A 22,895-nucleotide genomic window follows, 5' to 3' on the forward strand; every position below is an offset into this window, starting at 1 on the left:
ACCGGTCATCACCGCCCGCCCATGCAGCGCCCCGTTCCCCGGCCGAAGCCGATGCCCGCCGCCCCGGACCCGCTGGCGGCAGAGGCCGCCCTGCGCGCCAGGCTGCGCGACCAGCCCGGCAATGCCATGGCCTGGCAGCAGCTGGCGGGTCTGCTGGCGCAGTGGAACCGCCATGCGGAGGCGGTGGAGGCCTTCGCCCAGGCGCTTGCCGCAGGCGCCTCCGCCGCCGCGCTGGCAACGCCCTACGCCCTCTCCCTCAGCGCGCTGGCCAAGCATTGGGAGGCGGTGGCCGTGGTGGCGCCGGTGCAGGCGCGCAAGCCGAAGGATTTCGCCCTCGCCAACCTGATGGGTGTGCTGCTGAAGCGCGCGGGGCGGCTGGATGAGGCGCTGGCGATGCTGGAGACGGCGCGAAGGCTGGAACCGCGCAGCCTCTCCCCCTGGCAGAACATCGGCAACACGCTGGAACTCAAGGCCGATCACGCCGGCGCCGCGGCCGCCTTCGCGGGCGCGCTGAAGATCGATCCACGCAATGCGGAGCTGTGGCGCCTGCACGGGCGGTGCCTGCGCGTGCTGGGGGACCGGGACGGCGCGCGGGCCAGCCTGGAGAAGGCCTTCGCGCTCGACCCGCGCGACCGCGATGCGGCCGCCATCCTGACCTCCCTGCTGATCGAGGCAGGGGAGGCGGAGCGCGCGCTGTCGGTGATCGAACGCGCCCGCGCGGCGCGGCCGGGGGACCAGGCGGCGGAGGTGCTGGCCGGGCGCCTGCAACTGCAGCTTGGCCGCACGGCCGATGCGATGGTCACGCTGGAACGCGCCATCGCCGCCAACCCGGGCGATCTGAACGCCAACCTTGCCCTGGCGCGGCTGCATGGCGATGGCAATCGCCGCGCGGCGAATGAGGCGCTGAAGCGCGCCGTCGCCGCCAACCCGCAATCCTGGGAAGCGGCGGAGGCGCTGATGGAAAGCCTCAGCCGCAGCCGCTACGACGATGAGGTCGCGCATCTCGAGGAAGCCTACCGCATCGGCTGCGGGCTGCTGGAAAAGCACCCCGACCGCATGGCGCGGCTGGCGCGCGGGCTGCGCACCGTGTTCCAGCGCGTGATGGATGAGGACCGGCTGGCCGCGACCGGCCCGCTGCGCGGGCTGCTGCCGCATTGGCTGGCGGAAGGCCGCCATTCCGCCGTGCATTACGAACTCGGCCAGGTGGAGACGCTGCAGGACAGGATCGACATCGTCGAATGGCATCGCGCCTGGGGGCGCCGCGCCTCGGCGAAGATCACCCCCGTCACGCTGCCCGCCATGCCGGCGATCGCCACCGGCCGCAAGCTGCGCATCGGCTTCATGTCGAGCGACCTGCGCAACCACCCCGTCAGCTATTTCGCGCTGCCCCTCATCGAACTGCACGATCCCGACAAGGTCGAGGTCTTCTGCTATTCCTTCTACGAGGGTGAGCGCGACCGGGTGCAGGAGATCATGGAGCGCCGCGCCGCCGGTTTCCGCTGGTGGCCCCGCAAGCCCGATGCGCAGGTGGCGGAGGGCATCGCGCAGGATGGGCTCGACATCCTCTTCGAACTCGGCGGCAGCACGGCGATGAACAAGCTGGAGGTGATGGCCCATCGCCCCGCCCGCATCGGCGCCAGCTGGCTGGCCTATCCCCATTCCGCGGGGCTGGAGCAGATCGACTACGTGCTGGTCGATCCCTACATCAAGCCGGAAGACCCCCGCCTGCTGATCGAACAGCCCTTCGAGATGCCGGAAAGCTGGGTGGTGCTCGGGCGGCTGGGTTTCAACGACCAGCCGATCCATGACGGGCTGCCGGAGGAGCGCAACAACTGCATCACCTTCGGCACGGCCAACAACCCCTACAAATTCACCACGGCCTGCCTGGATGCCTGGGCGGCGGTGCTGCGGGCGGTGCCGGGTTCGCGCTTCCTGTTCGTGCGGCCCGAAGCTTCCGGCATGGCGTTCATGGATAATGCGCGGATCGCCTTCGCGCGGCGGAACGTGGACCCGACGCGGCTGGATTTCGTCGGCGTGCGCGGCAAGCATCTGCCCTACTACAACACGATGGACATCGCGCTCGACAGCCTGCCCCATGTCGGCGGCACCACGACCTGTGAGGCGCTGTGGATGGGCGTGCCGACCATCAGCCTGGTCGGCGCCGGCTTTCCGGAACGGCTCGCCTGGTCGAACCTCAGCAATGCCGGTGTCGGCGACCTCGCGGCCTTCAGCGTCGATGAATACGTGGCGAAGGCGGAGGCGCTGGCGCGGGACCGCGCGCGGCGGCGGGAATTGCGCCATGGGCTGCGCCCGATGATCCGGCGCAACCCGCTGGGCCAGGCGCAGCGCTTCGTGGACCAGTTCTACGCGAAGGCGGCGGAGGTCGCGGCACGATGAAGGCGGTGATCCTGGCCGGCGGGCGCGGCACGCGGCTGGCGGAGGAAACCACAACGCGGCCGAAGCCGATGGTGGAGGTCGGCGGCCGCCCCATCCTGTGGCACATCATGCAGGGCTATGCCGCGCATGGGGTGCAGGACTTCGTCATCTGCCTTGGCTACAAGGGCTGGCAGATCAAGGAGTTCTTCCTGAACTACCGGCTGCACGCCAGCGACATCTCGATCGACCTGGCCAGCGGGCGCATCGATGTGCTGCGCCCGGCCGAGATGCCCTGGCGTGTCACGCTGGTGGATACGGGGGAGGAGACGCAGACCGGCGGGCGGCTGAAGCGCGTGGCGCATCTGCTGCGGGATGAGGAAGCCTTCTGCCTGACCTATGGCGACGGCGTCGGCGATGTGGATATCGGCGCGCTGGTCGCCTTCCACTGGGCGCAGGGGCGGGACGCCACCGTCACCGCCGTGGCGCCGCCCGGCCGCTTCGGCGCGCTGGAACGGCAGGGCGCGCGCGTGACTGCCTTCATGGAAAAACCCGCCGGCGACGGCGCCACCATCAATGGCGGCTTCTTCGTGCTGTCGCCGCGCGTGATCGAGCGGATCGAGGGCGATGCCACGGTCTTCGAACAGGAACCGCTGCGCGGCCTGGCGCAGGACGGTCAGTTGGCGGCCTATGACCATCCGGGCTTCTGGCAGCCCATGGATACGATGCGTGACCGCGACCTGCTGGAACGCCTCTGGGCGTCCGGCCGGGCGCCCTGGAGAGTATGGTGAGCGATTTCTGGCGTGGCCGGCGCGTGCTTGTCACCGGCCATACGGGCTTCAAGGGGTCCTGGCTGTGCCGCGCGCTGCACGGGCTGGGCGCGACGGTGACGGGCATCGCGCTGGACCCGCGCCCCGGCCCTTCCGCCTTCGCGGCGCTGGATGTCGCATCCCTGCTGGAGGCCGATCACCGCGCCGACATTCGCGACGGCGCCGCGGTGGCGCGGTTGCTGCGCGCGGCGCGGCCGGAGGTCGTGCTGCATTTGGCCGCGCAGGCCTTCGTCGGCGATGGCTACCGGGACCCCGCGGGCACCTTCGCGACCAACCTCGGCGGCACCGTCGCGGTGCTGGATGCGATGCGCGGGCTGCCGGGCTTGCGCGTCGCCGTGATCGTCACCTCCGACAAGGTCTATGCGAATGATGGCGCCGGCCGCGCCTTCGCGGAGGATGACCGGCTGGGCGGCGCCGATCCCTACAGCGCGTCCAAGGCCGCGGCGGAACTCGCCGTCGCCTCCTGGCGCGCCAGCTTCGCGCGCAATTTGCCGCCGATCGCCACGGCGCGGGCGGGGAATGTCATCGGCGGTGGGGATTTCGGAACGGAAAGGCTGGTGCCGGACCTCGTGCGCGCCATGGTCGCAGGCCAACCGCTGATGCTGCGCCGGCCGGATGCCACGCGCCCCTTCCAGCATGTGCTGGACGTGCTGCGGGGCTACCTGATGCTGGCGGAAAGGCTGGCAACCGGCGATGCGCCGGCGGCGATGAATTTCGGCCCGAGGGATGGCGAATTGTCGGTGCGCGGATTGCTGGGGCATTGGGAAGCGGCGACGGGGATGCGCGTGGACTGGCAGGCGGTCGAGGGCCCGGTGATGGATGAATCGAAGCGGCTGGCGCTGGATTCCTCGCTGGCGGAACGCGCGCTCGGCTGGGCGCCGCGCCTGGATACGCCGCGCGCCATCGCGGAGACCGCGGCCTGGTACGCGGCCTGGCAGCGCGGGGAGAGCATGGTGGAAGCGACCGATGCGGCGATCCGCGAAAGCCTCCTGGCCCCGGCGGTGGTGGCATGAACGGCGCGACGCGCATCACCGCCTGCCGCGCCTGTGGCGCGCGGCTCGGCGCCGTGTTCTGCGACCTTGGCACCATGGCGGTGGCCAATTCCTACGTGCCGCCGGACCGCGCCGACGCGCCGGAACCGGTCTTCCCGCTGCGCGCCATGGTGTGCGAGGGCTGCCGGCTCGTGCAACTCGACACCATCGTCGATGCGGTCGGCATCTTTTCCGATTATGCCTATTTCTCCTCCGCCTCCTCCTCCTGGCTCGACCACGCCGCGCGTTTCTGCGCGGGGATGACGCAGCGGCTTTCGCTGGGCGCCGGCAGCTTCGTGGTGGAGGTCGCGAGCAATGACGGCTACCTGCTGCGCAACTTCGTCGCCGCCGGCATTCCCTGCCTGGGCGTGGAGCCCGCTGCCAATGTCGCCGCCATGGCGAACGAGGCGGGAGTGCCGACGGAGGTGTTCTTCTTCGGCGCTGACAGCGCGCGCGACCTGGTGGCCCGGCGTGGCCATGCGGACCTGATCGTCGCCAACAATGTGCTGGCGCATGTGCCGGATGTGAACGACTTCGTCGCGGGGATGGCGATCCTGGCGGGGTCGCGGGGCATGGTCTCCATCGAATGCCCGCACCTCGTCACCCTGGTGGATGGCGTGCAGTTCGACACGATCTACCACGAGCACTACGCCTACTGGTCCCTGCTGAGCATGGAGGCTCTTCTGGCACGCCACGGCCTTGCCGTGGTCGATGTGGAAAGGCTCCCGACGCATGGCGGGTCGCTGCGCGTCATGGCCCGCCAGGCGCCCGCTGAATCGTCCGATGCCGTGGTGGCGCTGCGGGCGGAGGAAGCGGCGCGCGGCCTCCACACTGACGTCTTCTACCAGGGGTTCGAGGCGCGGGTTCGCGCGGTGCTGGACGGGCTGCGCGCCTGGCTGGCGGCGGGCGAGGGGCGGCGCATCGGCGCCTATGGCGCGGCGGCCAAGGGCAACACGCTGCTGAACGCGGCGGGGGTGAAGGCGCCCGCCATCCTGGCCGTCGCGGATCGCAGCACGGCCAAGCAGGGCCGCCTGCTGCCCGGCAGCCATATCCCGGTGGTGACGCCGGAGGCGCTGCTGGCGATGGGCCTCGACGACATCCTCGTCCTGCCCTGGAACATCGCGCCGGAGATCGCGGCCGCGCTGCGCCGTGGCGGCTTCGCGGGGCGCCTGGTCACCGCCGTGCCGCGCATCACGGAACTGCCGTGAGGTTCCGGCCCACCGCCATCCCGGGGGTGGTGGAGGTGCTGGCCGACCGCGCGCGCGATGCCCGCGGCGCCTTCCTGCGCGGCTGGTGCGCCACGCGCTTCGCCGAAGCGGGGCTGGACTTCACGCCGACGCAGGCGAGCCTGTCGGAGAACACGCATCGCCACACGCTGCGGGGCCTGCATTGGCAGGCCGCGCCGGCGGAGGAGCAGAAGCTGGTACGCTGCATCCGCGGCGCGGTCTTCGATGTGGCGCTGGATCTTCGCCCCGGCGGCGTGCTGCGGCATGAAGCGGTGGTGATCTCCGCCGAACAGGGCAACGCCTTCTTCATTCCCCGGGGCTGCGCGCATGGCTTCATCACGCTGACGGATGACGCAGTCGTGGAGTACCTGATCGACGCGCCCTACGCGCCTGGCCTCGCGCGCGGGGCGCGCTGGGACGATCCCGCCTTCGCCATCCCCTGGCCTGCCGCGCCGGCGGTGATCAGCGACCGTGACCGGGACTGGCCGCTGCATGGCTGAATGCGTGCTGGTGACGGGCGCCAGCGGCTTCGTCGGACGCCTTCTTCCGGCGGCGCTGGCCGCGCGGGGCTTCGAGGTCCAAGCCGCCGCGTGGCGCGCCGCCGGGCCCGTGCTGCGGGCGAACCTGCTGGATGAAGCCGACCAGGCCGCGCTGCTCCGGGCGGTGAAGCCCAGCGTGATCGTGCACGCCGCCTGGTATGTCGAACATGGCCGCTTCTGGACCGCGCCGCAGAACACGGATTGGCTGGAAGCCTCCACCGCGCTCGCCCGGCGCTTCGCGGAAAACGGCGGCCGGCGCTTCATCGGCATCGGGTCCTGCGCCGAATACGCGACGGAGCCCGATGAGCCGCTGTGGCCCGAAACGCGCCCCATCGCCCCCGCCACCCCCTACGGCATCGCCAAGGCGGCGCTGGCGGGGCGCCTGGTGGCCATGCAGGGGCTTTCCGTGGCCTGGGCGCGCCTTTTCCACCTGTTCGGCCCTGGCGAGCATCCTGAACGGCTGGTGCCCTCCGTCGCGCTGGCACTGCGGCAGGGGCGGGAGGCCGGCTGCGCCTCCGGCCGCCCCATCCGCGATTTCGCGAGCACCTGGTTCGTCGCGGATGCGCTGGCGGCGCTGGCGGCCAGCAGCGTCACCGGCGCGGTGAACATCGGCGCGGGGGAGGGGCGTTCCATCCGCGACATCGCGGAGACCATCGCCCGCCTGGCCGGCCGGCCGGACCTGCTGCGCATGGGCGCGCTGCCCGATCGCCCGGGGGAGGTGCCGCGCATGGTGGCGGATACCACGCGGCTGCGGCGGGAGGTCGGCTTCACCGCGCCGGCCGCCACCGACGAAGCCCTGGCCCGGCTGCTGCGCGGGGGGTGACCCGGGCCTTGTGGCAGGCCGCGAATGAGAATAAGTCGCAATACCATCCCGTCGCGACGTTGTTCTCAAGGAGCCCTCCCCATGGCGCCTACCCGCCGGCATCTGCTCTCCGCCGCTGCTTGCCTGATCGCCGCGCCTGCCGCCGCGCAACAGACGGCGCGGCTGGTGCGCCACGCGCAGGGGGAGGCAGCCATCCCCGCCGATCCGCAGCGCGTGGTGGTCTTCGACATCGCCGCGCTCGACATTCTCGACGCCATCGGCGTGGAACGCATCATCGGTGTCGCCGGCACCACCTTCCCGCCCTTCCTCTCCCGCTATGCCGATCCGCGCTACGCCCGCCTCGGCACGCTGTTCGAGCCGAATTACGAGGCGGTGAACGCCGCGCGCCCCGACCTCATCATCATCGGCGGGCGGTCGGCGGCGAAGCATGCGGACCTGTCCCGCATCGCCCCCACCATCGTGCTGCATGGCGGCACCGGCGGCACGATCGACCGGGTGGAGGAGAACGCCCTGATGCTCGCCGGCATCTTCGGGCGGCAGGATGCGGCGCGGAGCGCCATCGCCACGCTGCGCGATGCCGTCGCCACCACGCGGACCCGTGCGGCGGGGCAGGGGAAGGCGCTGGTCGTGCTGACCACCGGCACGCGGATGAGCGCCTATGGCCCCGGCTCCCGCTTCGGCCTGATCCATGACGAACTCGGCGTCGCGCCGGCGGTGCCGGACCTCGCCGTCTCCTCCCACGGCCAGGCGGTGGGGGCGGAGTTCATCCTGCAGGCCAATCCGGACCGGCTGTTCGTGGTGGACCGCGATGCCGCCATCGGCCGCGCGGGCGGGGCGCGACGGCTGCTGGACAATCCGCTGGTGCGCCAGACCGGCGCCTGGCGGCAGGGCCGCGTCCATTACCTCGACCCCGTGACCTGGTATGTGGCGCCGGGCGGGCTGCAGGGCACCACGCTGATGGTGCGGGAGATCGCGGCCGCCTACGGCGCCGCCTGATCGTGCCGCTTCGCCTCGGCCTCGCCATCCTGCTGCTGCTGGGCCTGGCGGTGGCCAGCCTGTTCGTCGGCGTCGGCCAGGTGACGCCCGCGCGGCTGGTGGCGGAGGGGCCGGACGGCCCGGCGATGCAGCTTCTCCTCGTCAGCCGGCTGCCGCGGACCGTCGCGGTGCTGCTGGCTGGCATGGCGATCGGTGTCGCGGGGCTGCTGATGCAGTTGCTCGCCCGCAACCGCTTCGTGGAGCCTTCCACCGCCGGCACCGCGGAATCCGCCAGCCTCGGCCTGCTGGCCGTGATGGTGCTGGCGCCGGAGGCACCGATCATCGTCAAGATGCTGGTCGCCGCCGGCTTCGCGCTGGTGGGCACGATGCTGTTCCTGGCGATCCTCCGCCAGGTCCCGCTGCGGTCGGTGCTGATGGTGCCGCTGCTTGGCCTGATGCTGGGCGGGGTGATCGAGGCCGCGACCACCTTCCTCGCCTACCGGATGGACCTGCTGCAATCCGTCAATGCGTGGATGGCGGGCGACTTCTCCGGCGTGCTGGAGGGGCGCTACGAGCTGCTCTGGGTCGCCTTCGCGCTGACGGTCGTGGCCTGGTTCGCGGCGGATCGCTTCACCGTGGCGGCGATGGGGGAGGATGTCGCCACCAGCCTCGGCCTGGACCATCGGCGCGTGCTGGCGATGGGGCTTTTCATCATCGCCATGGTGACGGCGACGGTGGTGGTCACGGTGGGGATGGTGCCCTTCTTCGGCCTGGTCATCCCGAACCTGGTGGCGATGGCGATGGGCGACCATGCGCGCCGCGCCATTCCCTGGATCGCGGTGCTGGGCGGCATCCTGCTGCTGGCCTGCGACCTGCTGGGAAGGGTGCTGCGCTTCCCCTATGAGATCCCTGTCGGCACCATCGTCGGCGTGGTCGGTGCCGCGCTGTTCCTGGCGCTGCTGCTGCGCCGCCAGGCGCGCCTGGCATGATGGCGGCGTCGCGCGATCCGCGCCTGGTGCTGGCGCTGCTGGGCCTGCTGGCGCTGGGCAGCGCAGCGGTGTTCATGACCTGGGGCGTGAATGGTGCCTGGGGTTTCGCGCTGCCCTTCCGCGCCGCCAAGCTCGCCATCATGCTGCTGGTGGCGCATGCCGTCGCGGTTTCCACCGTGCTGTTCCAGACCGCGACGGGCAACCGCATCCTGACCCCCGCGGTGATGGGCTTCGACCAGCTCTATGTGCTGGTGCAGACCGTGCTGGTCTTCGCCCTCGGGGCCAGCGCCTTCGCCGCCTTGGATCGCCGCCTGCTGTTCGCGGGCGAGGTCGCGGCCATGATGGTCTTCTCGTTGCTGCTCTATGCCGTGCTGTTCGGGGCCGCGCGGCGCAGCCTGCACCTGCTGGTGCTGGGCGGGGTGGTGCTGGGCGTGCTGTTCCGCAGCCTGTCGGCCTTCCTGCAGCGCGTGATCGACCCTAATGAATTCGCCTTCCTGCAGGACCGCTTCTTCGCCAGCTTCAACAGCCCGCATCACGGGCTGCTGGCCATCGCCGCCATCGCCTCCTTCGCCGCCAGCCTGGTCGGCCTCCGCGCGCTGCGGCGGTGGGACGTGCTGGCGCTGGGGCGGGATGCCTCGATCGCGCTCGGCGTCGATCACCGGCGGGAGGTCACGCGCATCCTGCTGATGGTGGCGATGCTGGTCTCCGTCTCCACCGCGCTGGTCGGGCCTGTCACCTTCCTTGGGCTGCTGGTGGCGAACCTGGCGCATGCGGTCATGCCGTCCTTCCGCCATGTCCACCTGCTGCCGGCGGCCTTCCTGCTGGCGGTCACCTGCCTGGCGGGCGGGCAGGCGGTGCTGGAACACGGCTTCGGCTTCGACACCAGCCTGCGCGTCATCATCGATTTCCTGGGCGGCATCCTGTTCATCGCCCTGCTGGTCCGGGGGAAGCTGCGATGATCGAGGCGATCGGTGTCACCCGGCGATACGGCGATGCGGTGGTGGTGGATGGCGTGACGCTGACCCTGCCGAAGGGCGGCGTCACCGCCATCATCGGGCCGAACGGCGCGGGGAAATCCAGCCTGCTGTCGATGATCGCGCGGCTGCTGCCGATGTCGGAAGGCCGCGTGACGGTGGATGGGCTGGATGTGGCGCGCACGCCAGGCGCCGTGCTGGCCAGGCGCCTGTCCATCCTGCGGCAGGACAACCACCTGCCCGCGCGGTTGACGGTGCGGGACCTCGTTGCCTTCGGCCGCTACCCCCATTCCGGTGGCCGCCCGACGCGGGACGATGCGGCACATGTGGACCGCGCGCTCCGCTACCTCGGGCTTGAGGATCTGGCCGGCCGCTTCCTGGACGAGCTGTCCGGCGGCCAGCGCCAGCGCGCCTTCGTCGCCATGGTGCTTTGCCAGGACACGGACTACGTCCTGCTGGATGAGCCGCTGAACAGCCTCGACATGAAGCATGCGGTGGCGATGATGCGCCTGGTGCGCCGCGCGGCGGAGGAACTGGGCAAGACGATCGTGGTGGTTCTCCACGACCTCAACTTCGCGGCCAGCCATGCCGACCATATCGTCGCCATGCGGGATGGCCGCGTGCTGATGCAGGGCAGCCCCGCCGCCATCATGCGGCCCGATGCCATCGCCGCGATCTATGAGGTTGAGGCGACCATTCACGAGATCGGCGGCAAGCTCATCGCCGCCTATTTCGGATAGGCTACGCCCGCGCCGGCGGAGCGGCCCTACATCCGCGCCGGCGGTGCCCCGACCACCCCGGCCCGTTCCAGCGCCGCCGCCGCGCGGAACAGCACATCCTCCCGCCACGGCGCCGCGATCAGCTGCACGCCGATCGGCAGCCCGTTCGGCGTGCCGGCGACGGAGGGATCCGCCAGCGGCACCGCCAGCACCGGCAGCCCGATGCAGGAGATGGGCTGGGTGAAGATGCCGAGGTTGGGGCGGATCGGTACCAGCTCTCCCTCCAGCTCGATATTCGCCTGGCCGATGGGCGTGGCGGCGAAGGGCGTGGCGGGGGCGATCAGGATGTCCGTCTCCGCGAACAGCTTGAGGACCGAGGCCCGGTAATCCGCGCGTAGCCGCTGCGCCTGCGTCACCCAATGCGCGGGCAGCATGGCGCCGGCCAGGAAGCGGTCGCGCGTGCCGGGATCGAAATCCTGCGCCCGCGTGCGAAGGTCGGGCATATGGAGGTTCCCGCCCTCCGCCATCGTGATCAGGAAGGCCGCCGCGCGGCCGCGGGCGGCATCCGGCACTACCAGGCGCCGCGTGGCGCCGGTGACGCGGGCAATCGCCTCCACCGCCGCGAAGGCTTCCGCATGGCCGTTGCGGGCGAAATGGCCGTCGGCGACAGCAAAGCGCAGTCCCTCGATCCCCGCGGAAAGCCGCGGCGTCACGGCTTCCAGCGGCTGGCGGGTCTGGGCGGGGTCATCGGGGTCGAAGCCCTGCAGCACGTCATAGGCCAGCGCCAGGTCCGCCACATCGCCCGCGAAGGGGCCGAGGTGGTCGAGCGAGGCGACGAAGGGATAGGTGCCGGCGCGCGACAGCCGCCCATAGGTCGGCTTCAGCCCGAAGATGCCGCAGAGGGACGCCGGCACGCGGATGGACCCGTTGGTGTCGCTGCCGAGCGTGAGGGGCACCAGCCCCGCCGCCACCGCCGCCGCGGAACCGCCCGACGAACCGCCCGCGATGCGGGTCACATCATGCGGGTTGCGGCAGGCACCCTCATGCGCGTTCTCCGTCGTGAAGCCGTAGGCGTATTCATCCATGTTGAGCGCGCCGGTGCAGACGGCCCCGGCGGCGGCCAGCTTCCGCACCAGGAAGCCGTCGCGCGCGGCAGGCTTTGCGTCCCGCTCGATCTTCGAACCCGCCAAGGTGGCGATGCCCTGGAGGTCGAAAAGGTTCTTCACGGCATAGGGCACGCCCGCCAGCGGGCCGGGATCGCGCCCGGCGGCGATGGCCTGGTCCACGGCCAGGGCCTCCGCCCGCGCGCGGGCGGCGGTGACCTCGGTGAAGGCGTTGTAGCGGGGATCGCGCGCCGCGATGTCGGCAAGCGCTTCCTCCGCCACATCGATGGCGCGGCGGCGGCCGCTGCGGATGGCATGGGCGGTGGCGGCGGCCTTCATGGGCGGAACACCGGCGCGGGTTCCTGGTGCACGTCCAGCGTCTTGTCCTCCACCAGCGCCGCCATGCGAGCGGCCAGGCGAAGGTTGGCGATGACACCCGGGCGGGATTCGGGCGCCACCGGCAAGGCGAGCGCGGCGGCGGCGGCGTTCATCAGGGCTTCGGCCTGGTCTTCGGTCATGGTGTTTCCCCGGGACAGGCCAGTGCCTAGCAAGGGTTGCGCCATCGGGTCGATCAGGCAGGCGGGAACCAGCGCGCCATCCGGTCACGGAAATCGCGGATCGCTGCATCCGATCCCGGGGCGGAGGCACCTTCCGCCGCCGCCGCCGCGGAAAGCCCTGACAGGCGCCCGGAATCGGTGGCGAGGTCCCGCAGCAGCGGCAGCACTGCTGCCTCATCCGCCACCACCAGCCCGCCGCCGCCTTCCACCAGCGCCGCGGCAGGGCTGCCCGCCGGCAGGACTGGCACGCAGCCCAGAAGCTGGGCATCCCGCACCGCCATCGGCGTCGCTTCCGCCGCTTCCGGCAGCAGCAGCAGATCCGCCCCCGCCACCGCATCGGCCAGCGTTTCCGCCATGCCGACGCCGAGTGGCGCCAGACGCCGGCGGAGCCGCGCGTCCAGCGCCTCCCCCACCGCGATCCAGTCGATCGGCAGCCCCTCCTGCCGCGTCACCGCCACCAGGCGCAGACGCGCTTCCCGAACCGCGGGGCTGGCGGAGGGGCCGAGCAGCAGCGCCACGCGCAGCATCCCGGGCCGCCGGCTCCGCCGCGTCGTCACCAGCCGGTCCCGTTCCTCCGCCGTGATGGCGAGCGTCGCGGCTGGCGGCAGCAGGCAGAGCTTCGCGTCCGGCACCCCCGCGCCGCGCAGCCAATCCACCAGCGACGGCGATGGCGCCAGCAGCAGGTCGTGCACATGCTCGAACGCCAAGGCGAGGTAGGGGTGGCCGGTGCCGCGGCCGAGCGCCGATTGCTCCAGCGCGTGCAGATGCCCCACCACCTTCGTGCCCTGCTTGCGCAGATCGCCCAGCACGGCGGACAGCGCCGGCACATGGCTGCAGACCAGCACATCCAGCTCCGTCATCAGGCCGAGCAGCGCGGGCGCCGCGCCCTCCAGATCGCCGGCGAGGGCGATGCGCTGGCCGAGGAAGTCGTGCGGTCCTTCCTTCGGCAGCGCCTGGCCGAGGAAGGAGACGCTGTCGAAGGCATCCCGCAGCCCGTCGCCAAGCACCAGGCCCGGCTGTTCCAGGACGAACAGGTGGGTCACGTATCCCGCCTGGCGCAGCGACGTGGCCAGCGCGGCGGCGACCCGGCCGACGCCATCCGCGATGCCCCCCGGCACGGCGAAGCCGACATGCCGCCCCCCCGCGCCCCGGCGCCGCGGCATGACGTGATCCGCGCCGATGGCGGCGGCCAGGTAGTCCGCATAGCTGCGGATGGCGGGGGTGGCGCCCGCCTTGCGCCAGATCCAGCGGCGGCGGCGCGCGGGGTCATGGTCCTGCCGCAGCCGCGCCGCGGTGGCGACGGGGTTGGGCGCATGGGCGCCGACCAGCAGCGCATCCTCCGGGCAGGGGAAGCGCAGCAGCAGGCGGCCGAGTTGAGGGCTGTCCGCATCCTCCGCCACCGCGGCCAGCCAGCCGCCCGGGGTCTCCGCCCCCACGGCCTCCCGCAGCGCGGCCTGGCCGGCGGCGAAGCCGATGGGGGCGGAGGCCGGGGCATCGGCCGCGACCTCCAGCGCCATGCCGCCACGGTCCGCTTCCAGGTGGATCGCAACGGCCTGGCGCGTGGCGCAGAGGCGCTGCAGGTGCCAGAGCAGGTTGGCGAAAAGCCCCGCGCGCCGCAGCGCCGCCACCGCGGCGGCGGGCAGCCAGATGGCATAGGGGGGCGTGCCCAGCGTCTCCGGCTCCACCTCCTCCGCCGCGAAGGATTCCGCGTGCTGGTCCAGCGTCATGCGCCGCGGGGTCGCATCCACGTCGCTGAACCACAGCACATCGCCGGAAGCCTCGGTGAACAGCGCGAAGCGCGGCGCTTCCTCATGCTCCCATGCCAGTAGGTTCCGCAGCGAGAACAGGTCCCGGTGCTTCTCCCGCATATAGGCGAGGATGCCCGCGCGCTGGCGGTTGCTGTCGCGCAGCATGCTTTCCGCGCGCTGGCGGTATTCCAGGCCGAAGCTGGGGTGGCACCGGCCGCGGAAGCCCCTGGCCAGGGCCTGCATCCAGAACTCCCAATCCTCGTAGCCCGCCTTCATCGTCTCATCGAAGCGGATGCCGGCATCGAAGACGCGGCGATGCACCAGGCTGCCGGCCTCGCAGATGTTGTCGAAAGTGACGTGGGCGAGGCGCGAATAGGGGGCCTGGTAGTTGCCGGACCATTCGATGCCGAACTTGTCGATGCTGGGATAGACCCAATCCACCCCGGCCTGGCGCAGCAGGCCGAAGGCATTGGCCATCGCGGTCGGCGTCAGCCGGTTGTCGGCATCCAGGAAATAGATCGCCTCCAGCCCCGGCCAGGCGCGCAGCGCGTAGTCGATGCCGAAATTGCGGGCGGAGGAGAGGCCGCCATTGCGCTTGCGCAGGTAGGTGACGCGGGGCTCCGCCATCGCATAGGCGCTGCCGATGGTGCGCGTTTCCTCATAGGGGCAGCCATCATCGACGATGACGATGGCGACGGAGACGCCGCCACGCTGCGCCAGCGCGGCGTCCAGCGCCTCCGGCAGCAGGCCCGGGTGCTTGAAGACCGGGACGATGATGGCGATGGCCGGGGGGATCATGCCGCCCATGGGTTGCAGCCCGGCGGCCGGGAATGCAAGCGCCGTTCAGGCGGAGATGCGCAGCCCCGTGCAGGCGACGGAGAGCACGCGCCCATCCCCCGGCGGCTGGTGCGCACGCCCGAAGGCGAGGTCGAGCACCACGCTCCGGTCCCGGCGCCGCGCCGCCTGCGGCAGCGGGATCAGCGCCGTCAGCCCGCCATCCCCGCCATCCGCGGTGGTGGCGAAATTGGCGCGCGTCGGCACGCCGTTCACTGAACAGGTGATGGCGCCTTCGGTCAGCCCGGGCGCCGTGGCGGCGATCAGCACCTCGATCCGCGTGGCGTGGCGGGAGACGTTGTCGAGCTTGAGGTTCACATCCGCGCCCAGCCAGCGCCAGGTCCGATCCCCGCCGCCTTCCAGCGAATGGAAGCCGGTGCCGCGGAAATCCCGCGCGGGCACGAAGGCCTGCGCCACTTCCGTCTCATCCGCCTCCTCCACGAGAGGCGCCAGGGAGGAGGGGGTCGCGCCGGTGGCCGGGGCCTCGCGGGCCTGGACCTGGCCGGCTTGGGCGGCGGCGACGGTGGCGCGCAGGCCGCCGATGCGGGCGCGCGGCGGCGTGCCCTCCGCCCCCGGCATCCGGCGCGTCAGCACGAACAGATCCCGTGCTTCCGTGCCCTCGGCCTGGAACAGGCGCAGCGGCGCCAGCCCATCCTCATCCGCCATGACCCAGCCGGACCACCCGATCGCCGGCCTGTCCTGGCCGGAGAGGTCGAGCGCCGCCGCCGCCGTCGTCGCGGCGGCCAGGGCGAATTCGACCGGCTCCGTCGCCTCCCCCACGATGCGGCCCGTGGCCTGCGCGACCAGCGTGCCGGCGGGCAGCGCGCCGGCCATGCGGCCCAGGGTGACGCCCGCGCGGGCGGGGTCGCAGGGCAGGCTGTCATCATCCAGCGCGCGGCGCGTGGCGCTGGCGCCGTCGCGGGACAACTCGATCGAGTCGGGCAGGACGGGCACTTCCTCCCACCCCTGGCCGAGATCTTCGCTGCCCTCGGCATGGTCGATGCCCGTGACCGGCGGCATCACGCCGGGCAGGCCGGTCCATACGCGGAAGGCCAGGCTGCGCGGGGCAAGCGCGGTGCCGTCCTCGCCGCTGACGCGGAAGGCGGGCAGGGGCTGGTTGCCGCCGAGCGACAGGGCCAGCGTGCCCTCCGGCACCTCCACCGCCAGGCGCAGCGTGCGGGACAGGCCCGTCAGCGCGCGTTCCAGCCCCAGCACTTGCCAGCCCGCCTTCAGACGGTCCGCTGTCAGGCGCCAGGCGGCGCGTTCCTGCCCGTCCTCCAGGCTCGTCAGCCGCACCACCAGCACGGCGTCGCGCATGGCCGGCGCGGCATCCAGGTGCAGCGCGATGGCGCTGACGCCGCGGCTGGCGATGGGCAGCAACTGGTTCAGGCCGCCGAGATTGGCGCCGCGGCCGAGCCGGATGGCCGCATCCTCGCCCCCCGCCGGTTGCTCGGCGAAGACCTCGTCGAAATCCTGGCGGTTGTCGCGGGCGACATAGGCTTCCAGCTGCGCGAGCCGCCCCTGGTGATCCTCATGCGCCGCGCGCATCTGGCCGAGGCTGCGCAGCGAACCCGTGAGCAGCGCCGCCTGCCGCCGCAGCACGGCGGTGGTGCCGGAGACGACGGCGGTGGCCAGCCCCATCGCATCGCCGGGTTGCATCCGCGCAATGGCGGGCACCGTCTCTCCGCCCGGGGCCTGGTCGATGGCGATCCGCAAGGCGGTCTCGCCTTCATCCGTGAAGGCGATGGCGGCGACGCAGAGGGGCGGCATGGCGGGCAGCGGGAAGCGGCTGCCCTCGGCGTGCAGCAGAAGGCCCAGGGTGGCGTCGTGCTCGATGGCCAGGACCGGCACCGGCACCGCGAGGACGTCCCGCGCCAGGGCCCATTCGATGGCCGCGATCAGCAGCACCGGCTCCCGCATCGCCGCCACCAGGGAGGGGGGGAGACCAGGGGGGAGGGCGTTCGACCCCGGACCCGCCTCCGGGGAGGCGAGCATCACCTGGTCGCCACTCGGCGGATGCTGCGCGATCAACATGGTTGTATGACAAACTCGTGAAAGCCGGGCTGACGCTAGGCGCTGTGTTTTATAGTGAAAAGTATTATTTTTGAGAATGTCGCTTAACCAAATTGAGTAAGCGCATAACCTTCACATTCACAGGTGCACTCTTTGGCGGCGGTCGCAAGGGCGCCCGGGCGCCCATTGCGCCAGGTGGGGCTTTATCGCGCTGTAAACGATAGAATTTTCGTTGCTTGATCCGGCGGCACCTGGTCTCCCGGGCGGCCAGCCCGGGCGCGTATCACGGCGAAGTGATCCACAAATATCATTTTCGAGACTCGCGAATCAGCGCCGACGGGACTCCGGGGGCAGGAAGCCATCCGCGCCCAGCTGGACCGAAAGCCCCTCCTGCCCGAAGGCGCCGGCGCTTTCCGCCACCATGGCGGCGTAGCGCTTGTATTCCGCGGCCCCGTTGTAGTGTTGGCCGCGGCTGATCTCCTCCAGGATCTTCCGCCGGAAGCCGGCGTGATACTTGAAATGCGCGAAGACCGCGGGCTGGCGGGACAGGCGGACATTCGCCGCGCTGTGGATGCCTTCGCTGACGCGGATCCAGGGCTGGTAGCGGAACAGCGCCACCTTCTCCGCCACGAAGCCATTGGGTTCGCTGTCCGGCAGCAGGCGGTGGCGCAGGGCGGAGACCTGCTGGCTGCGGTTGCTGTAGAAGCAGCTGGTCAGGTGGAAGGGCTGGACGGGTTCGCGGTCCAGCCAGGTCGCGGCCTCGAAGGGCGGGCGGGTGGAGAAATCGGCCTCATCCAGCGGGCCGGCAGGATAGAGGTCCACCATCCATAGCGGCACGGCATTGGCGCGTTCGGCTTCGACGGCCGCGACCAGCTCCGCCAGGCTGCGGTTGCGCCAGTTCGGATAGATCAGGAATTCATCCGCATCCGCCACCACCGCCCAGCGGCTGACGAAGTGGTGTGCCAGCACGGTCTGCTGCCAGGTCACGCCGTAATGGGAGGTGCGGTATTCCCCCGCCGCCGAATAGACGACGACATCGGGCTGCGCGAGCAGCCATTCGCGCGACCCGTCATCCGACGCATTGTCCACCGCGTAGAAGGCCCTGACGCCGAGGGACCGGTAGTGGTCCAGCAGATGCGGCAGCATCGTCATCTCGTTCCGCGCGGCCAGCACCACGCCGATCGGCTCCGCCTGCACCCGCGCCAGCACCTCCGCCCCGCTCAGCAGTTCCAGCTGGTGGTTGGTGTGGTCGGTGCCGACACTCGTGAAGCTTGGCCATAGTTTCTTCGGGCTGAGGTCCATCTGCCCGCGCAGCGCATGGGCCCGCGCCTGGTCGCGGTCGAGGTCGAGATGCGCCACCTTCGCGGTGCCCAGCGCGCTGGGGAAGAAGGTGTTCTCGTAGATGCCGATGGGATGCGCGTTCCCGAAGGTGCGGCGGCGCTGGTAGCTTTCGTAGTCGGTGTTGTCGGGGAAGATCTCCTCCATGGCCAGCAGGTCGCCGACCATCTTGTCCTCCATGAAGGACCGCGCGATCAGGCGCTGGCCGTCCCGCCGCTGCGTGGCGGCGACCAGCCGGCCCATGGCGAAGCGGGACAGGGAATAGACGCCCCCGCCATCGCAGTAGCGCGACGGTTCGGGGGAACGGTCGATGCCGCGCGCGCGCTCGCTGCTCGACTTCAGATGGTGCCAGACGCGGTCCGTGCCGCCGATGGCGCGTTCCAGCAGGCGGCCGTGATAATGGTGCGCGCGGTAGTCCAGCGTGCCGAAGTAGTTTTCCGTGCTCAGGTAGCAATCGTCATCGATCTTGATGAGGTATTGCGCATCGGTGTTGGCATGCACCCATTCCACCATGCGCAGCGTCTTCTGCGGCAGGTCCTCATAGCTGTCGGACACCGCCAGGCGCAGCACGTCGCCATCCAGCCGGTCGTCGCCATCGCCCACGATGATGATGCAGCGCGCGCCGATCGCGGCCAGTTCCCGCATCCAGGTCTCCCGGATCGCCGCCACGCGGGTGTCCAGGTACTTGTTGCAGGAATAGACGCAGACCAGCACGTCCCCCGCCAGCGCGGCGGGATCGAAGGCGATGGCGGGCCGCGCCACCGGCGTCAGCGCCTGGTCGTGGTGGTGGCGGAAGCGCAGGTGCATCGCATCCCGCAGCGCCTGCAGCGCCGTCACGGCTTCCGCCATTTCCGGCGTCCGCTGGCCTTCCAGCACCTGCAGCAGCCGCGACAGGCCGGCCAGCAGCGGCGCCGGCAAATGCGGCGCGCCGCCTTCCTCCACCGCGCGCATCACCGCCGCGGCGAAGCGGCGCACCAGCGCGCGCCCGGCCGGCGCGGCGCCGGGGTGCTGGGCCGCCGCCTGGCGCACCGCCATCAGGCTCAGCATGTCCGCGCCGACATGCAGGTAGCGCGCATCGGCCAGCATCGCCGCCAGGTCGCGCGCCTCCGCCGCTGCCGGCGGCATTTCCGGCGCCACCAGCATCCGGCACAGCGCGCGCTGCGCCTGTTCCGTCATGCCCCGGGGCTGGGGGCGCATTTCCCGCAGCATGTCCCGCAGCCCGTCCGGCGCGATGCCGAGGCCCGAGAGCCCCCCCGGCGCCGAAAGCCCCGGCATGGCCGCGATCCGCACCGCATCGCGCGCATCCAGCGCGACCAGATCCGTCAGCAGCCGCCCGACCGACCCGGAATTGGCGATGCTGCCGGGGCGCAGCGCATGCGCCGCCAGTTCGCGCATCCAGACCACCGCTTCCGGATTGCCATTCGCGCGGAAGAACTGCAGCCCGGCATGCAGGGTGCCGAGCCGCTGGTCCACGCGCTCTGGATCGCCGAGGCCGGCCTCCACCTGCCGGAAGCGCCGCCATGCGACGGCGATCTGCGTGTCCTGCCCGGCCTCCCGCTTCGCCGGGCCGGCGTTCCAGCGGGCCCAGAAGGACGGCGAGAGGCCGTAATGCCGCAGCGCCGCGCGCACCATGTCCTGCGCCAGGTAGTCCGGCATCAAATGCCGGCGGTCCAGCAGCAGGACCAGCGCCTCCACCAGGTGCCGGTCATGCAGGCGGGAGAACCATTCGCCCTTGAAGGCGTCGAGCAGCGCGAGGAAGGCGTAGCGGAACCGCTCCAGCTCCGCCTCCGCCAGCTGGCCCTCCGCCGCGCGGCCTTCCAGGTGGCGCAGCGCGAAGCCGATGCAGGCGGTGTTGATCCAGCCCTGCATGCTGCCCGCCAGCCGGTACAGCGCATCGGTCGCGCGCCGAGCCTCCCCGGCCGCCGCCAGCAGCGCGATGGCGGAACTCAGCGCCCATGCATCCGGCCGTTCCTCCTGGTGGAACCAGGTGGAAAGCGGCACCGCGCGGTCCAGCAGCGGCAATTCGTCGGTGGCGCAGAGCGGCGGCACCAGGCCGAACCAGAAATGCTCCCGCGCCTCCCCCTGCAGCCCATGGGCGGATTCCACCAGGCGGGCGTGGTAGAAGATGGGCTCCCCGTCCGAGGACAGCCGCGCATTCACGGCGCGCAGCGCGCGCCAGACGGCGATGCGCTGCGCATCGTCCGCCGTCGCCTCCGGCGCCTGGCTTGCGCCGTGCGCGGTGGCGCGCGCTGGCGCGGCCTGGCGGGCCACGAAGCCGTCCAGCTTCATGCGGCGGGTGAATTCGGCGTGGAACCGCGCCGCATCCGCCGGCAGGTCCGGCAGGAAGCGCCCGAAGGCCAGGTGTTCCGAGGCCAGCAGCGCGTTGCACTGCGCCGCCGCGGTGCCGTCGCCGATCTGCGCCGCCCGCACCAGCGCCTGCTGCGCCATGGCGCGGGTGAACAGCAGCCGCCCGGGCTCCACCACCCGCCCATCCACCGTCACCTCGAGGCCGGCGTCGCGCGCTTCCCCGATATCGGTCCAGATCGTGCCGGGCAGCTCGATCTCGAAGCCATGCCTCGCCTGGCTGCCGCCGCTGGTGCGCAGGCCGGGCAGGGGGGTTTCCGCCCACACGCCAACCGCCACGGCCCGCGCCCTGCCGCCGACCATCAGGCCGATGACCGGCGCCCGGCCGGCCGGCGTGCCCACGACCTCTCCCCGCAGGACAAAGCCATCGACTTCCGTCACCGCGCTGGTCCAGGCGGGGGGCAGGCTGAGCGGCCTGCCATCGATCGACAGCCGCGCCAGGCGCAGGTGGCGGGCCAGGCGGCCGCACAGCACCTCCGGCAGCGGTGCCTCGAAGCCGATCCGCGCGCCGGGCCGGCCGAGCCGGGACGCCAGCCCGGGCAGGTCCACCCAGCGCGGCGCGATCCGCACCGGGCCTTCCCCGATGTCGATCTCCAGCATCGCATCCGGCGCGGCATCCACCGCCCAGCCCAGCACGGCGTCGCGCAGCACGCGGTCCACCGCGCCGGCGGGCGGCGTGGCGGAAGGCGCGGGCGGCGCCGCGCGCGGCACGCCGCGGGCGAAGCGCTGATGCGGCCCGCGCACGGTCAATTCCTCGCTGCCCAGCAGCGTGCCCGTCACCTCGCCCCAGGGGGCGTGGTTCACGGCGATGATGCAGCGCCCGGCGCCGACCTCCACATCCACCACCAGGCGGTACCAGGATGACGGCAGGCGGCCCAGCACCGTCTCCGACCCCCATTCCCCATCCGTGCAGTGGTTGGTGACGATCCAGTTCTCCGCCGCGCGGTAGCGAAGGTGCAGCGGGATGTCGCCATTCGGCGCCACCAGGTCCAGCCACACATCCTCCGCGCTCGCGGGCGGGACATCCATGCGCAGCACCTGCACGCTGCCGCCGGTGTGGCCGGAGGCGACGGTCGCCGCCGGCGCCGGTTCCTCCGCCGGTGCGTCCGGCGCGGCCTCCGCATCCCGCCGCTGGGCGCCGAGCGAGAGGCTGCCGCCGGTCAGCTTGGCGCCATCGCCCATCACCTGCAGCACGGCCCCGCTGGCGCGGGCGCGGGCCACCACCTCCGCCGGCAGGTCGATGGTGAAGGCGCTGCGGCGTTCCGGGGCGTAGCCGTCGCCCGTGCCTTCCCGGCTGCGCCGCGCGCCCAGCAGGCAGTCCCGGGGGAAGCGCGGTTCCGTGCCCAGCGTCACCTGCGCCTGCACCGGCGCGCCATCCAGCAGCACCTCCAGCCGCGGGACGGCGCCGCGGCCGCGCACCCAGCCGGTGATCCGCCCTTCCACGACGCTCTCCACGACGCCGGGCGGGTTCACCCAGCCCTGCGCCGTCGGGATGCCATCGGCTGGCACCACCCCGGCTTCCGTCGGTTCCAGCCTGAAATCGACCGTGACCCGCGTGGCGACCCGCGTCTTGGCTTCCGCCTGCGCCAGGGCTTCGCGCGCGGCGGGGTCCAGCGGCACGACGAAGCCTGCCGGCAGCCCCGGGGCGGATGGTGCCGGGATGGCCTGGGCGGTGAAGCGTTCGGCCCCGATGGTGATGGCGACGGGCCCGCCCTGCCATTCCGGCGCCTGGACGAAGCCGCGCAGCGCTTCCCCGCCAATCCCCTCCCCGGGCAGCCAGCCCTGGCGGGTGGTGGTGGTGCCAGGGTGGCTGCCAGGGGGGCTGCCAGGGGGGCTAAAGGGGCTGAAGGCGTCGCTCGCGAACCAGGCCATGCTGGTGCGGACGGAAACCTGCCGGCCCTGCGGCCACAGCACCGCGATGGTGGCCCGTAGCTCGCCCCCCACCAGCAGGTGGATATGGGCGGATGTGCAGATCACGAGCAGCGGCAGCACCTCGGTCGCCGACAGGTCGACCGGCAGGGCGCGTTCCACGCCCCAACTGCCATCCACCAACTCGTTCACGACGATCTGCCGGCGGTCCGGCCGCACCGACACGTGGAAGAGGATGTTCTTCTCGTCGAGGTCGAGGTTCAGGCTGTCCCAGCTGCCGGTCCGTGGGTAGCAGACGCAGCGGTAGATCATCATCATGAGCCCGCCACCTCGGCCGGGACGCCGCCGGCAAAACCCCGGCTCCACGCTGCCATCGTCACCCCTCGGGAGGCCACCGCGCGGCGCGGCCGCATCGCCCGGCGCCAGTGCGCCATGGGGCATTCGTTCTAGGGGCGGTTTGGCTGGCCGTAAAGACTGTGTCACATTTGCGAGAGACCGTATCAACGAAGGCGCGCTGGCATGGCAGGAGCGCCGGGATGGGACGCTGCTGCATGCCGCTTCATGCATCGCCTCCAGCCGCGGCGCGGCAC

15 protein-coding genes are annotated in these 22,895 nt (G+C 71.7%); 10 read left to right on the forward strand and 5 right to left on the reverse strand.

Features of this window, described 5'->3' with window-relative positions; genetic code table 11:
* Positions 1-21 precede the first annotated feature (21 nt).
* The 10 genes from ACTIE5_RS01300 to ACTIE5_RS01345 all read left to right on the forward strand — a co-directional run bounded on the left by ACTIE5_RS01300 (position 22) and on the right by ACTIE5_RS01345 (position 10,500).
* Positions 22-2,397: an O-linked N-acetylglucosamine transferase family protein gene (locus ACTIE5_RS01300; RefSeq protein WP_439547881.1), complete on the forward strand. Its 2,376-nt coding sequence runs from the start codon at positions 22-24 to the stop codon at positions 2,395-2,397.
* Complete coding sequence (gene rfbF / locus ACTIE5_RS01305) at positions 2,394-3,164, forward strand: glucose-1-phosphate cytidylyltransferase (RefSeq protein WP_439547882.1); 771 nt, start codon at positions 2,394-2,396, stop codon at positions 3,162-3,164. The genes ACTIE5_RS01300 and rfbF overlap by 4 nt, the downstream gene beginning before the upstream one ends.
* Positions 3,161-4,216 (forward strand): CDP-glucose 4,6-dehydratase, encoded by a 1,056-nt coding sequence (rfbG, locus tag ACTIE5_RS01310; RefSeq protein WP_439547883.1) that lies wholly within the window; start codon positions 3,161-3,163, stop codon positions 4,214-4,216. The genes rfbF and rfbG overlap by 4 nt, the downstream gene beginning before the upstream one ends.
* Positions 4,213-5,442, forward strand: coding sequence for a methyltransferase domain-containing protein (locus ACTIE5_RS01315; RefSeq protein ID WP_439547884.1), 1,230 nt, complete (start codon positions 4,213-4,215; stop codon positions 5,440-5,442). The genes rfbG and ACTIE5_RS01315 overlap by 4 nt, the downstream gene beginning before the upstream one ends.
* Positions 5,439-5,960 (forward strand): dTDP-4-dehydrorhamnose 3,5-epimerase family protein, encoded by a 522-nt coding sequence (locus ACTIE5_RS01320; RefSeq protein ID WP_439547885.1) that lies wholly within the window; start codon positions 5,439-5,441, stop codon positions 5,958-5,960. The genes ACTIE5_RS01315 and ACTIE5_RS01320 overlap by 4 nt, the downstream gene beginning before the upstream one ends.
* On the forward strand, positions 5,953-6,822 hold the full coding sequence (locus tag ACTIE5_RS01325; RefSeq protein ID WP_439547886.1) for an NAD-dependent epimerase/dehydratase family protein: 870 nt from the start codon (positions 5,953-5,955) through the stop codon (positions 6,820-6,822). Before ACTIE5_RS01320 ends, ACTIE5_RS01325 begins: the two co-directional genes overlap by 8 nt.
* An 81-nt stretch (positions 6,823-6,903) precedes the next feature.
* A complete protein-coding gene (locus ACTIE5_RS01330; protein WP_439547887.1) occupies positions 6,904-7,818 on the forward strand; it encodes a siderophore ABC transporter substrate-binding protein in 915 nt (304 codons plus the stop codon).
* Positions 7,819-7,820: 2 nt separating this feature from the next.
* A complete protein-coding gene (locus ACTIE5_RS01335) occupies positions 7,821-8,786 on the forward strand; it encodes an ABC transporter permease (protein WP_439547888.1) in 966 nt (321 codons plus the stop codon).
* Positions 8,783-9,745 (forward strand): iron chelate uptake ABC transporter family permease subunit, encoded by a 963-nt coding sequence (locus tag ACTIE5_RS01340; protein WP_439547889.1) that lies wholly within the window; start codon positions 8,783-8,785, stop codon positions 9,743-9,745. Before ACTIE5_RS01335 ends, ACTIE5_RS01340 begins: the two co-directional genes overlap by 4 nt.
* Positions 9,742-10,500: an iron ABC transporter ATP-binding protein gene (locus ACTIE5_RS01345; protein ID WP_439547890.1), complete on the forward strand. Its 759-nt coding sequence runs from the start codon at positions 9,742-9,744 to the stop codon at positions 10,498-10,500. The genes ACTIE5_RS01340 and ACTIE5_RS01345 overlap by 4 nt, the downstream gene beginning before the upstream one ends.
* A 26-nt stretch (positions 10,501-10,526) precedes the next feature.
* Here the strand turns inward: ACTIE5_RS01345 and ACTIE5_RS01350 are convergent, their stop codons facing one another.
* From ACTIE5_RS01350 to ACTIE5_RS01370, 5 genes are all read right to left on the reverse strand, one after another.
* On the reverse strand, positions 10,527-11,921 hold the full coding sequence (locus ACTIE5_RS01350; protein WP_439547891.1) for an AtzE family amidohydrolase: 1,395 nt from the start codon (positions 11,919-11,921) through the stop codon (positions 10,527-10,529).
* Positions 11,918-12,100 (reverse strand): DUF4089 domain-containing protein, encoded by a 183-nt coding sequence (locus ACTIE5_RS01355; protein ID WP_439547892.1) that lies wholly within the window; start codon positions 12,098-12,100, stop codon positions 11,918-11,920. Before ACTIE5_RS01355 ends, ACTIE5_RS01350 begins: the two co-directional genes overlap by 4 nt.
* Before the next feature lie 53 nt (positions 12,101-12,153).
* Positions 12,154-14,694, reverse strand: a complete 2,541-nt coding sequence (locus ACTIE5_RS01360) for a glycosyltransferase (protein ID WP_439547893.1) — start codon at positions 14,692-14,694, stop codon at positions 12,154-12,156.
* A gap of 36 nt (positions 14,695-14,730) precedes the next feature.
* Positions 14,731-16,755 (reverse strand): DUF6212 domain-containing protein, encoded by a 2,025-nt coding sequence (locus ACTIE5_RS01365; RefSeq protein WP_439547894.1) that lies wholly within the window; start codon positions 16,753-16,755, stop codon positions 14,731-14,733.
* 306 nt (positions 16,756-17,061) lie between these two features.
* The gene (locus ACTIE5_RS01370) at positions 17,062-22,623 is read right to left on the reverse strand and encodes a glycosyltransferase family 2 protein (RefSeq protein WP_439547895.1); all 5,562 of its coding nucleotides are present in this window, start codon (positions 22,621-22,623) and stop codon (positions 17,062-17,064) included.
* Between the last annotated feature and the right edge of the window lie 272 nt (positions 22,624-22,895).

The sequence above is a fragment of the Falsiroseomonas sp. genome, assembly GCF_051859025.1.
Lineage (GTDB): Bacteria > Pseudomonadota > Alphaproteobacteria > Acetobacterales > Acetobacteraceae > Falsiroseomonas.